Genomic DNA, 20,294 nt, shown 5'->3' on the forward strand with positions numbered 1-20,294 from the left:
CGCTCATCCCACTGCTGACGGGTCTGATGCTGCTGGCGTGGCCCTTCCTGATTGGATTTGGGCTGACGCACAACAGCCTGCAGTGGCTGTTGCCGGTGATGGCGCTGGTATTGCTGCTGCGGCTGCGCCAGGCGCGGCGGAACGCTGGCCCGATGCGGTATGTGGTGCAGTGCGTGGCGCTCGCGGGCATTGCGCTCTGCGCGGCAAGCTACCTGCTGAAAACCCACCAGTGGCTGCTGTTCTACCCGGTGGTCGTCAACCTTGTGATGCTGGCCGTGTTTGGCGGTTCGCTGTGGACCGCGATGCCGCTGGTCGAACGGCTGGCGCGCTTGCGCGAGCCAGATTTGCCCCCGGAGGGCGTGCGCTATACCCGCAGGGTGACCCTCGTCTGGTGCGGCTTTTTCATCGGAAACGGCGCAATGGCGCTGTTCACCGTTCTCCACGGCGACCTGCATCTGTGGACGCTGTGGAACGGTATGGTGGCTTATATCCTGATGGGAACGCTGATGGTGACCGAGTGGCTGGTCCGCCAGCGGGTGATAAAAAAAGAGATGCACAATGACTAACCCCCTTCCGCTGGGCCAGTGGTTAAACGCCCCGCGCCCTGACGACATGCCCGTTGCCTGGCTTGACGATCGTACCTGGACGCTGGGCCAGCTGCGCCAAGACGTGACCTTGCTGGTTGACACCCTGCGTCAGCAGGAAGGCGAGCGCTGGGCGCTGTGCTTTGAAAACAGCTATCTGTTTATCGTTGCGCTTCTGGCCTCGCTGCATGCCGGTAAAACGCCGGTCATTCCCGGCCATAGCCGCGTCTCGCAGCTTGAAGAACAGCAGTGGTTGTTTAGCGGCGTCCTGAGCGACAGGACTCTCGATTTCCATGGCAAGCTGATTGTGGTGGCCTCCAGCCATCAGACTGCTCGCCACTGGACGCCCCTGCCGGACATTGACGAAAGCCGCTTTGTTGAACTGTTCACCTCCGGCTCCACGGGGACGCCGCGTCGGGTTATTAAGCACATCGTCAGTCTGGATCGCGAAGCCCGTCTGCTGGCTGACCGCTTCGGCGAGCGTCTGACTGGCTGTAGCATTGTCGCCTCGGTCGTACCGCAACATCTGTACGGTCTGACCTTCCGCATCGTCTTGCCGATGGCGCTGGGCCTGCCGCTGCATGCCGCGATGCTCTACTATGCAGAGCAGCTGGCCGCCCTTCCTCATGACAGGCATTACCTGTTCATCAGCAGCCCAGCGTTCCTGAAGCGCCTGGATACGGAGCTTCCCGCGCCGCCCGTCAGGATGCTGATTTCAGCAGGTGGAATGCTGCCCTGGTGTGACGTCGCCACCACCGCGGGCTGGCTTAACATCTGGCCGGATGAAATTTATGGCAGTACCGAAACCGGGATCCTCGCCTGGCGCCATCGCCAGCAGGATAACGTGCCGTGGCAACCCTTCCCCGGCGTTATCTTCCAGCAGGAAGATGACGCCTGTCGCGTCACGTCGCCACTGATCCACGAGGCTGAAGGACTCCAGCTGGACGATATCCTCCACTTCGACAGCGAGGGGCTTTTCAGCATCGCCGGGCGTCGCGGGCGGGTGGTCAAAATTGAAGAAAAGCGTATCTCGCTTAACGAGATCGAACGTCGCCTGCTGGAGCTCGACGGCATTTGCGAAGCGGCGGCCCTGCCGGTCACGCGCGGGGGCCGTCAGGGTATTGGCGCCCTGCTGGTTCTGGACGAAGCGGTTCGCCAGCGCGGGTATATGCAGGATAAAAAAGCGCAGGAGTTCGCCTGGCGTCGCGCCCTGCTGCCGTGGCTTGAGCCGGTCGCCGTTCCACGCTACTGGCGTATTGTCGATGAAATGCCGGTAAACAGTATGAACAAGCGTGTCTATGCGCAGTTAGAGGAGTTATTTCATGAAAATTCATGAAATTGAGCGCCACCAGACACAGCCGGAGAAGCTGGAGATCGTTTTGCATCTCGACGCGGCGCTGTTCTGGTTTCAGGGCCATTTTGCCGTACAGCCGCTGCTGCCCGGCGTTGCGCAGCTTGACTGGGTGATGCACTACGCCACGACGTTACTGGCACCGGGCTACCGCTTTCACAGCATTCAAAACGTGAAGTTCCAGGCACCTCTGCTGCCGGAAACCACGGTGACGCTGATGCTTGAGTGGCATGCTGAACGTCAGATGCTGACCTTCAGCTACCAGCGTCACGCAGGGGCTGAGCGCCATACCGCCAGCAGCGGGAAAATTCGGCTATGTCAGTAACCTTCCGCCCCTGCGTGCTGATCCCGTGCTACAACCACGGCGCCATGATCGCCAGCGTGCTGTCACGTCTCGCGCCGTTCGGCCTGCCGTGCCTGGTGGTGGATGACGGCAGCGACGCAGTCACCCGTCAGGAGCTTGAGCGCCTGGCGGCTGAGCAGCCGCAGATGATGCTGGTCCGTCTGGCGCAAAACGCCGGAAAAGGTGCCGCGGTCATCAGGGGGCTGGAAGAGTGCGCGCGCGCGGGCTATACCCACGCCGTGCAGGTGGACGCGGACGGCCAACACGCCATCGAAGATATCCCCAAACTGCTGGCGCTGGCGGAGCGCCACCCGGACGCGCTGATTTCCGGCCAGCCCATTTACGATGATTCCATTCCGCGCTCGCGACTCTACGGGCGCTGGATAACCCACGTCTGGGTCTGGATTGAGACCTTATCCCTGCAGCTTAAAGACAGCATGTGCGGCTTTCGGGTCTACCCGGTCTCGCCCACGCTGCGGCTGGCAGCGCGTGAAACGCTCGGTAAACGGATGGACTTTGACACCGAAGTGATGGTCCGTCTTTACTGGCAGGGCAACACCAGCGTCTTTTTGCCCACCCGCGTCACTTACCCACAGGACGGCTTGTCCCACTTCGATGCGTTAAAAGATAACGTGCGGATCTCCCTGATGCATACCCGACTCTTCTTCGGCATGCTGCCCCGCATGCCCGGCCTGCTTTTCCGTCGACGCCGCCAGCACTGGGCGCAGCAGGACGAGGTCAAGGGTCTGTGGGGGATGCGCCTGATGCTGCGGGTCTGGAAACTGCTGGGTCGGCGGGCCTTTACCGTGCTGCTGTGGCCGGTGATCGGCGTGTACTGGCTTATCGCACGTCCTGCGCGGCAGGCCTCGCGGCAGTGGATTGGAAGGGTCAAGCAAGAACTGCATAAGCGGAACATGCCCGTTCCCTCACGGCTCAACAGCTTTTTCCATTTTATGCGCTTCGGCAACGCGATGCTGGATAAGGTCGCCAGCTGGCGCGGCGAGCTGAAGTTTGATCGCGACGTGGTCTTTGCCGCCGGCGCGAGCGAAACGCTTAATATCGCGGCGCCGCAGGGCAAGCTGCTGCTGGCCTCGCATCTTGGCGACGTAGAAGCCTGCCGGGCCCTGGCCCAGCTGGACGGCAGCAAAATTATCACCGCCCTGGTCTTCAGCGAGAACGCCCAGCGCTTTAAGCAGATCATGAGCGAAATGGCGCCCGAGGCCAGCGTGAATTTGATGTCGGTCACCGACATCGGCCCGGACACCGCGATTGCCATCAAAGAGAAGCTTGAGCGGGGAGAATGGGTCGCGATTGTGGGCGATCGCATCGCGGTGAATCCGCAGCGTGGCGGCGAGTGGCGGGTGATCTGGAGTACGTTTATGGGCCAGCCAGCGCCGTTCCCACAGGGGCCGTTTATCCTGGCCTCCATCCTCCGCTGCCCGGTGGTGCTGATTTTTGCCCTGCGCCAGCAGGGTAAGCTCGTCCTGCACTGTGAACCGTTTGCAGATCCGCTGCGCCTGCCGCGCGGTGAACGCCAGCAGGCGCTGCAGGATACCGTCGATCGCTACGCGCAGCGGCTGGAGCATTACGCCCTCATGTCGCCGCTCGACTGGTTTAATTTTTTCGATTTCTGGCATCTGCCAGAGTCCAGTGAAAAGGAGTAAAGGGTGCTGACCGATCCCCGCTTTACGACTGAAGTCGAGATCACCGTTCCGTTCCACGACGTCGATATGATGGGCGTGGTCTGGCACGGTAACTATTTCCGCTACTTTGAGATCGCCCGCGAGGCGCTGCTCAATCAGTTTGACTATGGCTATCGCCAGATGAAGGCCTCCGGCTACGTCTGGCCCGTCGTCGACACGCGGGTGAAATACCGCGATGCGGTGACCTTTGAGCAGCGTATTCGCGTCCGCGCGCACGTTGAAGAGTATGAAAATCGCCTGCGCATTGCCTATCAAATTTTCGATGCGCAGACCGGCAAACGCACGACCACCGGTTACACCATCCAGGTGGCGGTGGAAGAAGCCACCCGCGAAATGTGCTTTGTGAGCCCGGCAATACTGTTTGAACGTATGGGAGTAACGCCATGAAATGGTTGCCTTTACTGGCGCTAATCCTCAGCCCGCTGGTCAGCGCCGTGACGCTGGATGAGCTGCAGCAGCGCTTCACCGAGCAGCCCGTGGTGCGCGCGCACTTCGAACAGGTTCGCATCATAAAAGATATGCCGCAGCCGCTGCGCTCGCAGGGCGAAATGCTGATCGCCCGCGACAGCGGCCTGCTGTGGGATCAAAAAGCGCCGTTTCCGATGACGCTGCTGCTGGACGACAAGCGGATGGTTCAGGCAATCAACGGCCAGCCGCCGCAGACCATCACTGCCGACAATAATCCGCAGATGTTCCAGTTCAATCATCTTCTGCGCGCCCTGTTCCAGGCCGACCGCAAGGTGCTGGAAGAGAACTTCCGCATCGATTTTAAAGACCTGGGAGCGGGCCGCTGGTCGCTGGTGCTTACGCCAAAAACGACGCCGCTGGACAAGATTTTCGCCACCCTCGATCTGGGCGGAGCGACCTATCTGGAGACGATTCGCCTTAACGACAAACAGGGCGACCGTACCGATATCGCCCTTTCACGCCACCAACTGACGCCCGCCAGCCTGACCGATGACGAACGCCAACGCTTTGCCGCACCGTAAATCCCTGCGCCCGGCGCTGCTGTGGGCCACGCTATGCCTGATTCTGCTGGGCGTGTTGCTGTCGCTGCTGCCCGGCGCGCGTCTGAACAGCAGCGTGCTGGCCATGCTGCCGAAACAGACGCTGGGGGCGATCCCGCCGGCGCTCAACGACGGGTTTATGCAGCGTCTCGACCGCCAGCTGGTCTGGCTGGTCAGCCCCGGCAAAGAGCTCGATCCGCGCGTGGCGCAGCAGTGGCTGGCGCTGCTGCAAAGCAGCGATTCGCTCAGCGAGGTCAAAGGCCCGATGGACGCCGCAGGGCAAAAGGCCTGGGGAGAGTTCTTCTGGCAGCACCGAAATGGCCTGATCGATCCCGCCACCCGCGCCCGCCTGCAAAACGGCGGAGAAGCGCAGGCGCAGTGGATTTTATCTCAGCTTTATTCGGCCTTTTCCGGCGTCAGCGGCAAAGAGCTGCAAAACGATCCCCTGATGCTGATGCGCGGCTCACAGCTCGCTCTGGCGCAAAACGGCCAGAAGCTGCGGCTGATGGACGGCTGGCTGGTCACAAAAGATGAGGCGGGAAACTACTGGTATCTTCTGCACGGAGAGCTGGCGGGCTCGTCATTTGATATGCAGCAGACCCACCGGCTCGTGACGAAGCTTAACGCCCTGCAGGAGACGCTAAAAGCGCGTTACCCGCAGGCGCAGCTGCTTTCCCGCGGGACGGTGTTTTACAGCGATTACGCCAGCCAGCAGGCCAAACGCGACGTCTCAACGCTGGGCATCGCCACCCTGCTTGGCGTGTTCTTGCTCATCGTGGCGGTGTTCCGCTCTTTGCGTCCGCTGCTGCTGAGCGTGCTCTCGATTGCCATCGGCGCGATGGCGGGCACGGTGGTGACGCTGCTGCTCTTTGGCGAGCTGCATCTGATGACGCTGGTAATGAGCATGAGCATCATCGGTATTTCAGCCGACTACACGCTCTACTACCTGACCGAACGGATGGTGCACGGCGCGGAGCTTTCCCCCTGGCAAAGCCTGGACAAAGTTCGCAATGCGCTGCTGATGGCGCTGCTGACGACGGTCGCCGCCTACCTGATTATGATGCTGGCCCCCTTCCCCGGGATCCGCCAGATGGCGGTGTTCGCCGCCGTGGGGCTGAGCGCCTCCTGCCTGACGGTGATTTTCTGGCATCCGTGGCTGTGCCGTGGGTTACCGGTGCGCCCGGTTCCATTTATGGTCCTGATGCTGCGCTGGCTGGCCGCCTGGCGGCGCAGTAAAAAATTGTCCGTTGGTTTGCCCGTCGCGCTGGCGCTGCTCTCCGCCGTAGGGATGAGTACGCTGAGGGTGGACGACGACATCGCCCAGCTGCAGGCGCTGCCGAAAGATATTCTGGCGCAGGAGAAGGCCATTACCGCCCTGACCGGACAGAGCGTCGATCAGAAATGGTTTGTGGTTCACGGCGCCTCGCCTCAGCAAACGCTGGAGCGGCTGGAAGCCTTTACCCCGGCGCTGGCGGATGCGCAAAAAGCGGGAGAGATTGTCCGCTGGCGCACCCTGCCGCTGAACTCGCTGGCCCGCCAGAAAAGCGATCTTACGCTTCTACAGAACGCCGCGCCTGCGGTAATGAACGTGCTGAAAAACGCCGGGCTCAACGCCGTCTCCCCGAATCTCGACGCCATGCCGGTCAGCGTGGACGCGTGGCTTAAAAGCCCGGCGAGCGAAGGCTGGCGTCTGCTCTGGCTGACCCTGCCAGACGGGGAAAGCGGCGTGCTCGTGCCGGTGGACGGTGCGAAAAACAGCGCTTACCTCGGTGAGCTGGCCGCGCGCCATGACGGCGTCGTCTGGGTCGATCGCAAAGCCAGCTTTGACAACCTGTTTGCCCTCTATCGCACGCTGCTGACGGGGCTACTGTTTGCGGCGCTGGCGGTGATTGCCTGCGGAGCGATGCTGCGCCTCGGCTGGCGTAAAGGGCTGATAAGCCTGGTGCCGTCCTTGCTGTCGCTGACCTGCGGGCTGTCGGTCCTGGCCGCAACGGGCCACTCGGTGAATCTGTTTTCACTTCTGGCGCTGGTACTGGTGCTCGGCATTGGCATTAACTACACGCTGTTTTTCAGCAATCCGCGCGGTACGCCGCTCACCTCAATGCTGGCGATTACGCTGGCCATGATGACCACGCTGCTGACGCTGGGCATGCTCGTCTTCAGCGCCACCCAGGCCATCAGCAGCTTTGGTATCGTGCTGGTGAGCGGTATTTTTACCGCCTTCCTGCTGGCGCCGCTGGCGATGCCGGATAAGAAAGAGAGAAAACGTAAATGAACGCTTTTTACCGCGCCGTCGCGCTAACCGCAGCGCTGCTGGCGGGCTGCAGCCATTCGACCGATACCAAAGAGACGTGGCCTCAGGCCTGGCTCCAGCCGGGAACCAGAGTGACGCTCCCGCCGCCCGGCATTAGCCCGGCGGTAAGCTCCCAGCAGCTGCTGACCGGCAGCTTTAACGGACAAACGCAGTCCCTGCTGGTGATGCTCAACGCGGATGCGCATAAGGTGACGCTGGCCGGGCTCTCTTCCGTGGGGATCCGTCTGTTCCTGGCGACGTACGATGAGACCGGTATTCATACCGAACAGTCGATCGTTGTGCCGCAGCTGCCGCCCGCCAGCCAGGTGCTGGCGGACGTGATGCTAAGCCACTGGCCAATTAGCGCCTGGCAGCCGCAGTTGCCGAAGGGCTGGACGCTAACGGACAATGGCGATCGACGCGAGCTGCGTAACGCCAGCGGCAAGCTGGTGACGGAGATTGTCTACCTGCAGCGTAAAGGCAAGCGCGAGCCGATCAGCATCGAGCAACACGTATTCAAATACCACATCACCATTCAATATCTGGGTGACTGAGATGATTTATATTTCCGCTGTTGGCATGGTCAACGCGCTGGGCAACTCGCCTGATATGATTGCCGCGAACCTGGTGGCAGGCGTGGCGCCGGGTATGCACGCCCGGACCGGCTGGTTGCAGGACTCACCCGAAGCCGTTCTGGGAGGCGTTGAAGGCGAATTGCCGCCCATCCCGGACACCTTCTCCGCACACCGCACCCGCAATAACCAGCTGCTGCTGGCCGCGCTGGCGCAGATTCAGCCAGCCGTCGACGAGGCTATCGCCCGCGTCGGTCGCGACCGTGTGGCCGTGGTGCTGGGAACCAGCACCTCCGGGCTGGATGAAGGCGATGAGCACGTGCAGCGCATGACCCATGGCGAAGCAAGCACGCGCTGGCAGTATCCGCAGCAGGAGCTTGGCGATCCGTCCCGCTTCCTCGTCAATTGGCTTCAGCTCGAAGGCCCGGCCTATACGATTTCAACAGCCTGCTCTTCCAGCGCGCGGGCGATGATCGGCGGCAAACGTCTGATCGAAGCCGGGCTGGTTGACATCGCCATCGTAGGCGGAGCAGATACCCTGAGCCGGATGCCCGTCAACGGCTTTAACAGCCTTGAATCCTTCTCCCCTACGCTCTGCGAACCGTTTGGTCGCGACCGCAAGGGGATCACCATCGGAGAAGCCGCCGCGCTGATGGTATTGAGCCGCGAGCCCGCCGACGTGGCGCTGCTCGGGACGGGTGAATCCAGCGATGCGTACCATATTTCCGCCCCGCATCCGCAGGGCGAAGGAGCGATAAGGGCGATTACTCAGGCGCTTAACGAAGCGGGCATGCAGCCGGAGGATATCGGCTACATCAACCTGCACGGCACGGCCACGCCGCTTAACGATCAGATTGAATCGCAGGTGGTACACGATCTCTTCGGGGAAAGCGTGCCGTGCAGCTCAACCAAACACCTTACCGGCCATACGCTGGGCGCTGCCGGTATTACCGAAGCGGCCCTGAGCTGGCTGATTCTTTCGCGCGATCTACCGTTGCCGCCGCAGGACTTCGCCCGCTACGCGCCCGACGACACGCTGGCGCCGTGCGGCCTGCTGCACCGGCACATCGCGCTGAAAAAGCCGGTTATTCTGTCTAACTCGTTCGCGTTTGGCGGCAACAACGCCAGCATTCTGCTGGGGAGAGCCTCATGAGCTACTTATCACCCGAAGCCTATCTGCCGCACGAGGCGCCGATGATGCTGCTGGGGTCCGTTGAGAAAGTTACGGACGATATGGCGGTCTGCCGCGTGGCGGTCAATGGGCAAAGCGTGCTGGCGCCGTTTCTTAATGCCGATGGCGACCTGCCGGGCTGGTACGCGCTTGAGCTAATGGCGCAGACCGTTGGCGTCTGGTCAGGCTGGCATCGTCAGCAGCAGGGGCAGGAACATATCGCGCTGGGCATGGTGCTCGGCGCGCGCGAGCTGGTCTGCGCCAGCGGGCATTTCGCCGCAGGCCTGACGCTGGACATTACCGTTAAGCTGCTGATGCAGGACGAACGCTTCGGCAGTTTTGAATGCGCAATTTCCGCTAATGAAGAGACGCTGGCCACGGGCCGGGTCAATACCTTCCAGCCGAGCGCAGAAGAATTAACATCGCTATTTAATCAGGGATCTAACGCATGAGTCGTTCCGTACTGGTCACAGGGGCCAGCAAAGGCATAGGGCGCGCCATTGCCCGCCAGCTTGCCGCCGACGGGTTTACCGTAGGCGTGCATTACCATCGTGATGCCGCAGGCGCGCAGGAGACGCTGGACGCCATCACGCAGGCGGGTGGGAACGGTCGTCTACTCGCCTTTGATGTGGGCAACCGCGAACAGTGCCGCGAGGTGCTGGAGCAGGAGATTGAAACCCATGGCGCATGGTATGGCGTTGTCAGCAACGCCGGAATTACCCGCGACGGCGCCTTTCCGGCGCTGAGCGAAGACGACTGGGACAGCGTGATCCACACCAATCTCGACAGTTTTTATAACGTCATTCACCCCTGCATTATGCCGATGATTGGCACCCGTAAAGGAGGACGCATTATCACCTTATCGTCCGTGTCCGGCGTGATGGGTAACCGCGGGCAGGTGAACTACAGCGCGGCAAAAGCGGGCATTATCGGCGCCACCAAAGCGCTGGCGATTGAGCTGGCAAAACGCAAAATCACCGTGAACTGCATTGCACCGGGGCTGATTGATACCGGCATGATTGAGATGGAAGAAGCCGCGCTGAAGGAAGCGATGTCCATCATTCCAATGAAACGTATGGGCCAGGCTGAAGAAGTCGCCGGGCTGGCAAGCTATCTGATGTCGGATATCGCGGGCTACGTTACCCGCCAGGTCATTTCCATTAACGGAGGAATGCTATGACGCGTCGCGTGGTGATTACGGGCATGGGCGGCGTGACCGCCTTTGGCGAAAACTGGCAATCCGTGTCCAGCAGGCTGCTGGCGTATGAAAACGCGGTGCGTAAAATGCCGGAATGGCAGATCTATGATGGCCTGCATACCCTGCTCGGCGCGCCGATCGATGATTTCACGCTGCCGGAACACTATACCCGCAAGCGTATTCGCGCCATGGGCCGGGTGTCGCTGATGTCGACCCGCGCCACCGAGCTGGCGCTGGAGCAGGCGGGGCTGATTGGCGAAGCGGTGCTCACCAATGGTCAAACGGGTATCGCCTACGGTTCTTCGACAGGCAGCACCGGCCCGGTCAGCGAATTCGCCACCATGCTTAACGAAAAGCACACCAATAACATCACCGGGACAACCTACGTCCAGATGATGCCGCACACGACCGCGGTGAATACCGGCCTGTTCTTTGGATTGCGCGGCCGCGTGATCCCGACGTCGAGCGCGTGTACCTCCGGCAGCCAGGCGATTGGCTATGCCTGGGAGGCGATTCGCCACGGGTATCAGACCGTGATGGTCGCGGGTGGCGCTGAAGAGCTGTGTCCGTCTGAAGCAGCGGTGTTTGACACGCTGTTTGCCACCAGCCAGCGTAACGACGAACCCAAAACCACCCCTTCACCGTTCGATACGCAGCGCGATGGTCTGGTCATTGGGGAAGGCGCTGGCACCCTGATTCTGGAAGAGCTGGAGCACGCCAGAGCGCGCGGGGCCACAATCTATGGCGAGATCGTGGGCTTTGCCACCAACTGTGACGCGGCCCATATCACCCAGCCTCAGCGTGACACCATGCAGATTTGCATGGAGCAGTCGCTGGCCATGGCGGGATTAAGCGCCCGGGATATAGGGTATATTTCCGCGCACGGTACCGCCACCGATCGCGGCGATATCGCCGAAAGCCAGGCCACTGCCGCTATCTACGGTGATAACGTGCCGGTTTCCTCGCTGAAGAGCTATTTTGGCCATACGCTTGGGGCCTGTGGCGCGCTGGAAGCGTGGATGAGCCTGCAGATGATGCGTGAAGGCTGGTTTGCCCCGACGCTCAATTTAACGCAGCCGGATGAGCAATGCGGTGCTTTAGATTATATTATGGGAGAAGCCCGTCAGATTGACTGCGAGTATTTGCAGAGCAATAACTTCGCGTTTGGCGGCATCAATACCTCGATTATCATTAAACGCTGGGCGTAACTATGTACCAGTTTGTACTGGGAAAAATCTCCACCCTTTGCGCGGACCCGCTGGCGTCAACGCTCGCAGACAGGTCACCTCAGGGTGCCCAACAGGCCTCCTGGCTGGCCGGGAGGACACTGCTCGCGAGAACGTTATCCCCTCACCCACTCCCCGACATTATTTACGGCGAGCAGGGGAAACCGGCCTTTGCGAAGGGTCATCCGCTGTGGTTTAACCTGAGCCACAGCGGTGACGATATCGCCCTGCTGATGAGCGATGAAGGCGAAGTCGGCTGTGATATCGAAGTGATTCGCCCCAGGAAAAACTGGCAGGCGCTGGCGAATGCGGTCTTCAGCATGACGGAGCATGATGAGCTTGAGCGCGAAGCGCCAGAGGAACGGCTTGCCGCCTTCTGGCGTATTTGGACGCGAAAAGAGGCGATCATAAAGCAGCGCGGCGGCAGCGCCTGGCAAATTGTCAGCATCGACAGCACGGCTCAGACGCACGCGGTCAGCCAGCTACAGGTCGGCTCGCTGAGCCTTGCCGTCTGTACATCGACCCCTTACACCCTGACCACCGAGTCGATTATTCACGTCGGGAAGTTCCTGGCAGGAAAATAACCAGTACCCCCAGAATAATAAACCCGACCCCCACCAGCCCGTGCCAGGAGAAACGCTCCCCCCAGCCCGGCAGCAGGATCGCAGCGGCCCACACCAGGATGTAGCTTAGACTCAGCAAGGCATACGCTTTGCTGAGCGCCATACGATGCAGCGCCAGATACCAGCAGCCCATGGAGGCCACATACCCCATCAACCCCAGCAGCAGCGACCCCGTGCCGGATGAGAAGTGCCACAGCGCGGAAATAAGCGCCAGAACATCGCTGACCGGCGGCAGTGCCTGCATGGCATCGCGCAGCAACAGCTGCGCCGCGCTGACTAACAGCACGCTGCATAAGGCCCAGAAAGTCCCTTTCACAGGCTCCCTCCCAGGATAACAATCCCCATGATGATGAACCCCACCCCCAGCCAGTGATGCGACGCGACGTTTTCACGCCAGAATACCTTCGCCGCCAGCGTCACCCAGACAAAATTGAGGCTCAGCATAGGGTACGCGATGCCGACAGGCAGGCGTTGCAGCACCACCAGCCAGACCAGCATCCCGCTGCCCAGCGCCAGCAGTGCCAGACCAAGCCACAGCGCGATGTGCGTCCCGCGCCGCCCGGCTTTCGCCGGACGGGTGGCCTGTTTCTGGCACAGCTGCCCAGCGCAGCTGAGCAGGCTTGCCAGTATCAGCCAGATCCAGGTCATCACTTCGGCAGGTACTCCAGCAAGGCCAGACGCCCCTGGATATAGAGATTGTCCGGCTGCGGTAAATTCGCCCGTGAAATATCGTCGCGTTTTGAGAGCAGCATGACCAGCGACACGCGCCCCTGCTGACGATGCGCTGCCAGCCACTGCGCGAAGTCGTCCTCACTGACAAAACGATCTTTCACATCGGGATAATCCAGCCCGTAGCGCAGTTCGCCGCTCTGACCAAACAGCGTGATGTCATTGCGCTTCAGCTCCCACGCCAGGCCCGCGGCCACGCCTACGTTATTGGCGAGCACGAATCGGCTCTCCTGCAGCGGCTCGCGCACGGTATCGACCAGCGACTGCGGCTGTTTGGAATCCACCACCAGGTTAGGAATAGCAAAACCAATCAGCAGCGCCAGGCCTGCTGGACACAGAGCCGCCAGCCACCAGCGCTGCTGGCTCTGCCGGAACGTAAACCAGCCTACCGCCGCCCAGATGAGGAACGCGACCACCGCGCAGAACACTTTATACAGTTCGACCGAGGTCCAGACCGGATGCTTAGACAGTCCCCACGGGGAGACCACCAGCGCGGCCACCACGCCGATAACGCCAAACGCCAGGTTAATTCCGCCGTTAATGCGCAACGCTCTGGCGCCTTTCTCCGCCGCGAGGCAGGCATAGCGCGCCATCAGGATCGCCAGCGGGGCAAAGCACGGCAGGATGTAGGTCGGCAGCTTGCCTTTGGCGATGCTGAAGAACAGCAGCGGCATCACCACCCATCCCAGCAGATAGAACCCACCGCCCGCGTTTTGTCGGTCATTCCAGCCGAGACGAAAAGCGCCGGGCAGCAGTGCCAGCCACGGCAGGCTACCCGCGATCAGGAACGGCACGTAGTACCAGAACGGGGCTTTATGCTGCGCGTCGCTCTGGGCAAAACGCTGAATATGTTCCACCCAGAAGAAGTAACGCCAGAAGTCAGGCTCACGCTGCGCAATGGCCAGCCCCCATGGCAGAACAATCAGCACGCAGCTCAGGATCGCGAGCCAGCCAAAAATCAGCACCTCTTTCCAGCGCTTCTGGGCGATCGCCCACGGCAGCACGCCAATCACCGGAACGGCCAGCGCCAGGAAGCCTTTGGTCATCACCCCCATCCCGCAGGCCAGCCCAAGCAGCACATAGCCACCCGCTTTTCCGGCAACGGTTTGGGCCTGTGATGCGAGCCAGAAGCTGCACATCGCCGCCACCAGCCACAGGGTGATGATAGGATCCAGTACCGCATACGTGCCGATGCCATACACCAGGAACAGGGTCAGGAAGATCAGCCCGGAGAAAATGGCGGTCCGCTTATCCCGCCAGAGACGCCAGGCCATCCAGATGACCAGCAGCGCGGCTAAGCCGGTAGAGAAGATAGACCCGGCGCGCACGGCGAGGTTCGTGTGCCCGAACAGCATCTGTCCGATGCTGTTGATCCAGTAGCCAGCAATCGGCTTTTCAAAGTAACGCAGCCCCAGAAAATGCGGGACTACCCAGTCTCCGGAGGCCAGCATTTCGCGGCTAATTTCCGCATAGCGCGTTTCATCAGGCTGCCAGAGCAGGCGGATATCGACCGGAATGAGGTAGTAAACGATAAACAGTGCGAGAAGCGCTAAGCCATAACGGGCTGTTTTCATGGGGCCGGACTCACGATTTGTTGATAGCCAAGCCAGCCTTCCCGGCCAGCCATTTCATTACGGACAACTTTGCCTGCGGGCAGGGTGCTGAGGTCGTCTGGCAGCAGCTCGCTCAACGGGCAGAATTCGATGCCCTCCTGAGCGGCCATGGTCAGCAGTTCGTCGAAATCATGCTGATACGCAATCCCTTCCACTTCGGCATGGATGGTATACACCGGCGTGCCGGCGTCACGATGAATGCGGTCCAAAATGTAGCGATTGAACTCATTCGCTTTCACCTCGCGCCCGACCACTTCATCCCAGGTAGGAAGCGTGACCGGAATTTGCACTGTACCGTAGCGATTTTCGCCTAACAGCGGTAAAAAGGGCCCGGTTCCGCGGCAATCGCTGTTGTAGCGAAACGCGAAGGCCTCTTTAGCTTTCACCACGCGCTGATCCGCACGCCATCCCGCCACGGCGGAGCAGCGCACGGGCTGACCGATAATGGCCTCCAGCTCCAGCATCCCACGCTCGACCTCACGGGACAGGCGCGGGATATCCCAAACGCCCGCCCAGGCTTGCCAGGCATGGTGATCCCAGGCGTGCAGCCCCACCTCATGATGCTGCGCCGCCTCACGGATAACCGCTTCATTACCCGCGCCGATGCGTCTGCCGGGCCAGGCGGTGCCTGCCAGCAAAATATCCCAGCCGTAGAGGGATGCTGCGCGCGAGCGCAGCATTTTGAACAGAAATGCCGGTTTAATCAGACGCCATAAATGGCGCCCCATGTTGTCAGGCCCCACGCTGAAGAAAATGCTGGAGCGCACGCCGTGCTTGCTCAGCAGTTCCAGCAGTTTGGGTACGCCGTCACGCGTTCCCCTGAAGGTGTCGACATCAATGCGTAAACCGACTTTTTTCATGAGACCTGTTCCGACAGCTCCACGGTGCGCAGGAAGAAATCGAGCGTTTCATCAATGGTCTGCTCCATCTTCACCGTCGGCGTCCAGTTCAGGCAGCGCTTCGCGTTGCGAATGCTTGGCTTACGGTGCTCAACGTCCTGGTAGCCCTTACCATAGTAGCTGCTGCTTTCCACTTCGCGGAAACCGGCAAACGGCGGGAATTTATCGCGCAGCGGATGGCGCTCAAAGCTGGCCAGCAGCATCTCGGCCAGCTCGCGAATGCTCGCTTCGTTGTCCGGGTTACCGATGTTAATGATTTCACCGTTGCAGCGGTTATCTTTGTTTTCGATGATGCGGAACAGCGCTTCGATACCGTCGCTGATATCCGTAAAGCAGCGTTTCTGTTTCCCGCCTTCGATAAGCTTGATTGGCGAGCCTTCCACCAGGTTCAGGATCAGCTGGGTGATCGCACGGGAGCTACCGATACGCGCCGCGTTCAGGTTATCCAGACGTGGCCCCATCCAGTTGAACGGACGGAACAGGGTAAAGCGCAGGCCCTCTTTCTCACCGTAGGCCCAAATCACGCGGTCCAGCAGCTGTTTGGAGACGGAGTAAATCCAGCGCTGTTTGTTGATCGGCCCGACCACCAGGTTAGAGGTGTCTTCATCGAAGTTCTTATCGGTACACATGCCGTACACTTCAGAGGTGGACGGGAAGATGATGCGCTTGTCGTATTTCACGCAGTCGCGGATGATCTTCAGGTTCTCTTCGAAGTCCAGTTCGAACACGCGAAGCGGGTTACGGGTGTACTCAATCGGGGTGGCAATGGCGACCAGCGGCAGCACCACGTCGCATTTTTTGATGTGGTATTCAATCCACTCGGAGTGAATGCTGATGTCCCCTTCCACGAAGTGGAAGCGCGGGTTGTCGAGGAAACGGCTGATTGCATCCGCGCCAATATCCAGGCCGTAGATTTCGTAGTTATCGTCCTTGAGCAGACGTTCGGTCAGGTGGTTACCGATAAAGCCGTTCACGCCGAGGATCAGCACGCGGGTGCGGCGTTTGATGGCAACAACCGGCGCGCTGGTGATCAGCGCCCCGGCCACCAGGCCCAGAGACTGCGCCAGCTGGGTGCCCTGAACGTACAGGCCGTTGTCGGTTTGTCCTGTGACGATCTCTAGCGCCTGCTCGCCGCAGCTCACAATCAGCGGGGAGACGGAGACGACGGTGCCCGGTTTAGCGGCCGGGATGTCGTCACGCACGCGGGATTTCCAGACGATGAATTTGCTTACGCCCGCAAAGCTGTACGCGCCCGGCCACGGGTCGGTCACGGCGCGCACCAGGTTGTGCAGCTGGCGTGCCGGTTTGTTCCAGTCCAGACGACCATCTTCCGGCGCGCGGCGGCCAAAGCAGCTTGCCTTGCTCTCGTTCTGTGCGGTTTCGCTGAAGGTGCCGTTAAGAATGCCCGGCAGCGCATCACGCAGCAGCGTCTGTGCCGTCGCGTTCAGCTTTTGATGCAGCTGCAGCGCGGTCTCGTCCGCATCAATAGCGACCTTCTGCTGTGCCACGATAGCGCCCGCATCCGCACGGCGTACCATGCGGTGCAGCGTCACGCCCGTTTCCGTTTCACCGTTCACCAGCACCCAGTTCAGCGGGGCGCGGCCACGGTAGGCGGGCAGCAGAGAACCATGAAGATTAAAGGCGCCTTTTGCGGCCAGGCCTAAGATCTCGTCGCAGATCAGGTTGCGATAGTAGAACGAGAAGATGACGTCAGGCGCGAGGGCGCGAATGCGCTCCACCCACAGCGAGTGGTTGACGTCGTCCGGCGCATAAACCGGAATTCCACGCTCGGCGGCGATACGCGCCACGGAGCCGAAAAAGTTGTTCTCTCCGGCCGTGTCCGGATGGGTAAAGATTGCCGCAATGTCATAGCCCGCTTCCAGCAGGGCCTGTGTGCCCGTGCACCCCATATCGTGATAGGCAAATACAACAGCTTTCATGGGTGAATTTCCTCTTGAGATGCTTTGTGTTCCTGACGGACAACACGTTGAATAAAGTAGCGCGGACGTGCGCGAACGTCGTTATAGATACGGCCTATGTATTCACCGAGGAGCCCCATCCCGACAAACTGGGCGCCGATGAACATAAACAGCACGGCAAAGAGCATGAAGACCCCTTCCGCCGCCCACTGCGGGCCAAAGACCAGTCGCAGTACCACCAGCAGAACGGACAGCCCAAAACCGGCCACGGCGATGATGCTGCCGAAAACGCTCAGCAGACGCAGCGGCGTGGTGGTCAGGCAGGTGATGAGGTCGTACATCAGGTTGATGAGAAGCATAAAGCTGTACTTCGATTCCCCGTGCTCGCGCTCGGCGTGCAGGACCGGGATTTCCGTTGCCTTACGGGCAAAGGTATTCGCCAGAATCGGAATGAAGGTGCTGCGCTCATGGCAATGCAGCATGGCGTCGACAATATGGCGGCGGTAGGCGCGCAGCATGCAGCCGTAATCGCCCATCGCTTTACCGGTCGTGCGCTGGATCAGACGGTTGATGGTACGCGAGGCGAGCTTACGGAACAGGCTGTCCTGGCGGTTCTGACGTACCGTCCCGACCACGTCATAGCCTTCGTCGGCTTTGGCAACCAGGCGCGGGATCTCTTCCGGCGGGTTTTGCAGGTCCGCGTCCAGAGTGATGATTAGATCGCCCGTGACGTGGCTAAACCCCGCCATAATTGCCGAGTGCTGGCCGTAGTTGCGGTTGAGCAGCACGGCCACAATGTGGCTGCCTTCAGCCTGTGCGGCTTCGGTCAGCATCAGCGCGGAATTGTCGCTACTGCCATCATCCACCAGCAGAATTTCGTAGGCCTTGCCCATCGTGTCGCAGGCGGCCGTTGTACGACGAATCAGTTCGGGCAGGCTCTCCTGCTCGTTGTAAACCGGGATTACCACGGAAACTTTTTGTACGGGCGGTGCACTGAACATATCAATGTCCTGCAAGCTGATGGAGTGCGGTAATGACGCGGGTTGTGTCGTCATGAGTCATGTCCGGGAAAAGAGGGAGAGAACAAATACGCGCGCTATTCCATTCAGAATTCGGGAGCGATACATCAGGAAAACGCTCGCGGTAGTATTTTTGGGTGTGCGCCGCGCGGAAGTGGAGACCGGTACCGATGCCTTTCTCTTTCAGCGCCGCCATCAGGTTGTCGCGTGAGATCCCGCAGCGCGCTTCATCGACGCGAATAATAAACAGGTGCCAGGCGTGCACGTGCGGCCATGACGGAATAGTGAGCGGCTGGAACGGCGTATCGGCCAGTTCCAGCAGGTAGCGTTCAGCTATTTCCTGGCGGCGCCTGTTGGCCTCTTTCAGTTTGCCCAACTGCACCAGCGCCAGCGCGGCGTTGATGTCCGCCAGGTTGTATTTATAGCCCGGCGCGATCACTTCCGCCTGCGGCGCGCGGCCGTGCGTCTGACGGTCATAGGCGTCTACGCCGAGGCCATGGAATTTCAGGCTGCGGATCCGCTGTGCCAGCTGGGCATTATCGGTGACCACCAGGCCGCCTTCCGCGCAGGTCATGTTTTTAATGGCGTGGAAGGAGAAAATTGCCGTTCCCTTCCAGCCAACGTGACGGTTTTTGTAGTACGTTCCGGCGGCATGGGCCGCATCTTCAATCACCGGAATACCGTGACGTTCACCAATGGCGTGAATGGCGTCGATTTCACACGGCGCGCCGGCATAGTGAACGGGAATAATGGCTTTGGTACGCGAAGTAATAGCGGCTTCCACGGCTTCTGGCGTCACCATTAATGTGTCTTTATCCACATCAATCATGACCGGCGTGGCGCCCAGCAATACGATCATATTCAGAGTGGAGACCCAGGTCTGGGAGGGGGTAATGACTTCATCGCCAGGGCCAATATCCAGCGCCATCAGCGTGACGTGCATTCCCGCGGTGGCGGAACAGACGGCAATTGCGTGTTGATTCCCGGTAAGCTGACAGAATGCCTCTTCGAGTTCCTGATTCTTAGGCCCAGTGGTGATCCAGCCCGACATCAAAACGTCCTGAAGCGCCGCAATTTCCTCAGCGCCCATCGACGGTCGCGAAAAAGGCAGAAAATCACTCATTATTAATTTCCTTGCAATCAAAATGGCACGTTTTTGATATTAACCAAATGCTGGCCCGTTTATTTCAACGAACCATAAACTTATATCAAAGTATCTCTCTTTCCTTAGGGAAAAATTAAGACAGCGTTTACAACGCTACAAGACAACTAGCAGCCAATTGAAAAACAACAAGTTAATTTAATATTAAATATTTTTGATGTGATCTTCCGCAACATTTTGAAATGGGATGATTTAAACCATACATCAACAAACAAAAAAAAATCCCGGCCATTTCAAAATAATATGAAATAGCCGGGAACTTTTCTTTTTAGTTAATTGTCGCGCTTATTACAGGTTATCTGGAAAGTTTTTCGGTAATTCACTGGCCGCGCAGGCGATAACGCTTTCATTATTTGCACCGCAGTCGCGCACAAAGGTGATCGTGGCAAACTCATCAATCACTTCCGTTGGATACGCCGGGCCCGCATCGCGATAGCTATTCATCAGCGGAATATGGTCGTTCTGGAAGCAGACTGTTTTTTCCGGGTTGTTCATGACCCAGCGCGGGAAGAAGATGGTGCCGTGGAACAGTTTGTCGCCCAGGTTCACAATCAGGCTGACGTCGGTGCCGGTTGGCTCGGTCCAGGAAATTTTATAGATGCTCTCCCCTACCCGCACGATGTAAGCCTGCTGATCTTTCACCCAACGGTTGGCTACCAGACCGCTGTGAATACGGTAATCAAGCGTGGTCTCATTTTTGACGTAAATCTCGTAGTTCCAGCCGTTGTCGTAGGTATAAACAAGGTGTTTGCCAACGAAGCCGCTTAAGTCGTGTTTGTCGAAGGTGTTCATAAGATGTCTCCTTTGTTTTGATGAGACGATCGTACCCCTTCAAAAAATGAATGAATAACGCTATGTTTTAATCAAATTCATCCAAATTTT

21 protein-coding genes are annotated in these 20,294 nt (G+C 59.5%); 13 read left to right on the forward strand and 8 right to left on the reverse strand.

The window, feature by feature from the left end; genetic code table 11:
• Positions 1-26: 26 nt before the first annotated feature.
• Genes USH94_RS16670 through acpT form a run of 13 tightly spaced genes read left to right on the forward strand, consistent with a single transcriptional unit; the run spans position 27 to position 12,032 of the window.
• Positions 27-566, forward strand: coding sequence for a hypothetical protein (locus USH94_RS16670; RefSeq protein WP_283772883.1), 540 nt, complete (start codon positions 27-29; stop codon positions 564-566).
• Positions 559-1,920 (forward strand): acyl-CoA synthetase, encoded by a 1,362-nt coding sequence (locus tag USH94_RS16675; protein WP_111963742.1) that lies wholly within the window; start codon positions 559-561, stop codon positions 1,918-1,920. Before USH94_RS16670 ends, USH94_RS16675 begins: the two co-directional genes overlap by 8 nt.
• Entirely contained in the window at positions 1,907-2,260 is a 354-nt protein-coding gene (locus USH94_RS16680; RefSeq protein ID WP_111963741.1) for a hydroxymyristoyl-ACP dehydratase, read from the forward strand. The genes USH94_RS16675 and USH94_RS16680 overlap by 14 nt, the downstream gene beginning before the upstream one ends.
• A complete protein-coding gene (locus tag USH94_RS16685; protein WP_111963740.1) occupies positions 2,251-3,942 on the forward strand; it encodes a glycosyltransferase family 2 protein in 1,692 nt (563 codons plus the stop codon). Before USH94_RS16680 ends, USH94_RS16685 begins: the two co-directional genes overlap by 10 nt.
• A 3-nt stretch (positions 3,943-3,945) precedes the next feature.
• On the forward strand, positions 3,946-4,368 hold the full coding sequence (locus USH94_RS16690) for an acyl-CoA thioesterase (RefSeq protein WP_023309526.1): 423 nt from the start codon (positions 3,946-3,948) through the stop codon (positions 4,366-4,368).
• Complete coding sequence (locus tag USH94_RS16695; RefSeq protein WP_111963739.1) at positions 4,365-4,970, forward strand: LolA family protein; 606 nt, start codon at positions 4,365-4,367, stop codon at positions 4,968-4,970. Before USH94_RS16690 ends, USH94_RS16695 begins: the two co-directional genes overlap by 4 nt.
• Entirely contained in the window at positions 4,939-7,263 is a 2,325-nt protein-coding gene (locus USH94_RS16700) for an MMPL family transporter (RefSeq protein WP_111963738.1), read from the forward strand. Before USH94_RS16695 ends, USH94_RS16700 begins: the two co-directional genes overlap by 32 nt.
• Complete coding sequence (locus tag USH94_RS16705) at positions 7,260-7,835, forward strand: DUF3261 domain-containing protein (protein WP_111963737.1); 576 nt, start codon at positions 7,260-7,262, stop codon at positions 7,833-7,835. The genes USH94_RS16700 and USH94_RS16705 overlap by 4 nt, the downstream gene beginning before the upstream one ends.
• A 1-nt stretch (position 7,836) precedes the next feature.
• A complete protein-coding gene (locus USH94_RS16710; RefSeq protein WP_111963736.1) occupies positions 7,837-9,006 on the forward strand; it encodes a beta-ketoacyl-[acyl-carrier-protein] synthase family protein in 1,170 nt (389 codons plus the stop codon).
• Positions 9,003-9,476 (forward strand): 3-hydroxy-fatty acyl-ACP dehydratase, encoded by a 474-nt coding sequence (locus USH94_RS16715; RefSeq protein WP_111963735.1) that lies wholly within the window; start codon positions 9,003-9,005, stop codon positions 9,474-9,476. Before USH94_RS16710 ends, USH94_RS16715 begins: the two co-directional genes overlap by 4 nt.
• On the forward strand, positions 9,473-10,204 hold the full coding sequence (locus tag USH94_RS16720; RefSeq protein WP_111963734.1) for a 3-ketoacyl-ACP reductase FabG2: 732 nt from the start codon (positions 9,473-9,475) through the stop codon (positions 10,202-10,204). Before USH94_RS16715 ends, USH94_RS16720 begins: the two co-directional genes overlap by 4 nt.
• Positions 10,201-11,430 carry a beta-ketoacyl-ACP synthase gene (locus USH94_RS16725; protein WP_111963733.1) on the forward strand — a complete coding sequence of 410 codons (1,230 nt, stop codon included), beginning with the start codon at positions 10,201-10,203 and terminating at the stop codon, positions 11,428-11,430. Before USH94_RS16720 ends, USH94_RS16725 begins: the two co-directional genes overlap by 4 nt.
• 2 nt (positions 11,431-11,432) lie before the next feature.
• The gene (gene acpT / locus USH94_RS16730; RefSeq protein ID WP_111963732.1) at positions 11,433-12,032 is read left to right on the forward strand and encodes a 4'-phosphopantetheinyl transferase AcpT; all 600 of its coding nucleotides are present in this window, start codon (positions 11,433-11,435) and stop codon (positions 12,030-12,032) included.
• On the opposite strand, the gene arnF is transcribed toward acpT, so the two are convergent.
• The 8 genes from arnF to USH94_RS16770 all read right to left on the reverse strand — a co-directional run bounded on the left by arnF (position 11,998) and on the right by USH94_RS16770 (position 20,204).
• Positions 11,998-12,387 carry a 4-amino-4-deoxy-L-arabinose-phosphoundecaprenol flippase subunit ArnF gene (arnF, locus tag USH94_RS16735; protein WP_111963731.1) on the reverse strand — a complete coding sequence of 130 codons (390 nt, stop codon included), beginning with the start codon at positions 12,385-12,387 and terminating at the stop codon, positions 11,998-12,000. The genes acpT and arnF overlap by 35 nt on opposite strands.
• Complete coding sequence (gene arnE / locus USH94_RS16740) at positions 12,384-12,719, reverse strand: 4-amino-4-deoxy-L-arabinose-phosphoundecaprenol flippase subunit ArnE (protein WP_232057400.1); 336 nt, start codon at positions 12,717-12,719, stop codon at positions 12,384-12,386. Before arnE ends, arnF begins: the two co-directional genes overlap by 4 nt.
• Positions 12,719-14,374, reverse strand: a complete 1,656-nt coding sequence (gene arnT, locus USH94_RS16745) for a lipid IV(A) 4-amino-4-deoxy-L-arabinosyltransferase (protein ID WP_111963729.1) — start codon at positions 14,372-14,374, stop codon at positions 12,719-12,721. Before arnT ends, arnE begins: the two co-directional genes overlap by 1 nt.
• Positions 14,371-15,273, reverse strand: a complete 903-nt coding sequence (arnD, locus tag USH94_RS16750) for a 4-deoxy-4-formamido-L-arabinose-phosphoundecaprenol deformylase (protein WP_111963728.1) — start codon at positions 15,271-15,273, stop codon at positions 14,371-14,373. The genes arnT and arnD overlap by 4 nt, the downstream gene beginning before the upstream one ends.
• Positions 15,270-17,252 carry a bifunctional UDP-4-amino-4-deoxy-L-arabinose formyltransferase/UDP-glucuronic acid oxidase ArnA gene (gene arnA / locus USH94_RS16755; protein ID WP_111963727.1) on the reverse strand — a complete coding sequence of 661 codons (1,983 nt, stop codon included), beginning with the start codon at positions 17,250-17,252 and terminating at the stop codon, positions 15,270-15,272. Before arnA ends, arnD begins: the two co-directional genes overlap by 4 nt.
• Entirely contained in the window at positions 17,249-18,232 is a 984-nt protein-coding gene (arnC, locus tag USH94_RS16760; RefSeq protein ID WP_111963726.1) for an undecaprenyl-phosphate 4-deoxy-4-formamido-L-arabinose transferase, read from the reverse strand. The genes arnA and arnC overlap by 4 nt, the downstream gene beginning before the upstream one ends.
• A 1-nt stretch (position 18,233) precedes the next feature.
• Complete coding sequence (arnB, locus tag USH94_RS16765) at positions 18,234-19,373, reverse strand: UDP-4-amino-4-deoxy-L-arabinose aminotransferase (protein WP_111963725.1); 1,140 nt, start codon at positions 19,371-19,373, stop codon at positions 18,234-18,236.
• Between the two features lie 327 nt (positions 19,374-19,700).
• Positions 19,701-20,204 (reverse strand): phenolic acid decarboxylase, encoded by a 504-nt coding sequence (locus USH94_RS16770; protein WP_008503103.1) that lies wholly within the window; start codon positions 20,202-20,204, stop codon positions 19,701-19,703.
• Positions 20,205-20,294 lie beyond the last annotated feature (90 nt).

It is taken from the genome of Enterobacter sp. 148H3 (assembly GCF_034107425.1).
GTDB lineage: Bacteria > Pseudomonadota > Gammaproteobacteria > Enterobacterales > Enterobacteriaceae > Enterobacter > Enterobacter vonholyi.